At 63.2% G+C, this 1,367-nt stretch carries 1 protein-coding gene; it reads right to left on the bottom strand.

Annotation, left to right across the window (positions count from 1 at the left end):
• Nucleotides 1-1,367, bottom strand: a 1,367-nt coding sequence (ahcY, locus tag KK488_RS21170; protein ID WP_214625719.1) for an adenosylhomocysteinase, incomplete at both ends; no start/stop codon positions are given.

The following is a 1,367-nucleotide window of genomic DNA, read 5'->3' as shown; positions in this document are numbered from 1 at the left end:
TGATCGGGCTTGAAGGGGCCCTTGGTGGAGACGCCGATATAGGCGGCCTGCTTCTCGGTGAGGGTGGAGAGCTTGACCCCGAGCTTGTCGAGGTGGAGGGCGGCGACCTTCTCGTCGAGATGCTTGGGCAGGACGTAGACCTGGTTCTCATACTTGTCGCCGCCGGTGTAGAGCTCGATCTGCGCCAGCACCTGGTTGGTGAAGCTGGACGACATGACGAAGCTGGGATGGCCGGTGGCATTGCCCAGGTTCACCAGGCGGCCCTTGGAGAGGACGATGATCTTCTTGCCGTCGGGGAACTCGACCTCGTCGACCTGCGGCTTGATCTCAGTCCACTTGTAGTTGGCCAGGCCCGCGATCTGGATCTCGGCATCGAAGTGGCCGATGTTGCACACGATCGCCATGTTCTTCATCGCGCGCATATGCTCGACCGTGATGATGTCGGCATTGCCCGTCGCGGTCACGAAGATGTCGGCACGGGTGGCGGCCTCCTCCATGGTGACCACCTCATAGCCTTCCATCGCCGCCTGCAGCGCGCAGATCGGGTCGATCTCGGTCACCAGCACGCGCGCGCCGCCATTGCGCAGGCTTGCAGCGCTGCCCTTGCCGACGTCGCCAAAGCCCGCGACCACCGCCACCTTGCCGGCCAGCATCACGTCGGTGCCGCGACGGATCGCGTCGACCAGGCTCTCCTTGCAGCCATAGAGATTGTCGAACTTGCTCTTGGTCACGCTGTCGTTGACGTTGATCGCCGGGAAGGGCAGCTTGCCCTGCTTGGCGATCTCGTACAGGCGGTGCACGCCGGTGGTCGTCTCTTCGCTGACGCCCTTGATCGCGGCCACCGTCTTGGTGAGATAGCCCGGATATTGCGCCACGAACGCCTTGAGCTTCGCCGCGAAGATCTCCTCTTCCTCGTTGGTCGGCGTGAACAAGGCCTCGCCCGCCTCGATCCGCGCGCCCCACAGCGCGAACATCGTCGCGTCGCCGCCATCGTCCAGGATCATGTTGGTGGGCGTGTCGCCCCACTCGAAGATCTTGCCGATATAGTCCCAATATTCCTCGAGCGTCTCGCCCTTGATCGCGAACACCGGGATCCCCGCCGCCGCGATCGCCGCCGCCGCATGGTCCTGCGTCGAGAAGATGTTGCACGAGGCCCAGCGGATCTCCGCGCCAAGCTCCGCCAAGGTCTCGATCAGCACCGCCGTCTGGATCGTCATGTGCAAGGCGCCCGTGATCCGCGCACCCTTCAACGGCTTCGATGCCCCAAACTCAGCACGGAGCGCCATCAATCCAGGCATCTCCGTCTCCGCTATCTCAATCTCCTTGCGACCAAACGCCGCCAAAGAAATGTCCTGCACAATGTAGTC

This window comes from Sphingobium nicotianae (assembly GCF_018603885.1).
GTDB lineage: Bacteria > Pseudomonadota > Alphaproteobacteria > Sphingomonadales > Sphingomonadaceae > Sphingobium > Sphingobium nicotianae.
This window is presented reverse-complemented; position numbering and strand designations above follow the sequence as displayed.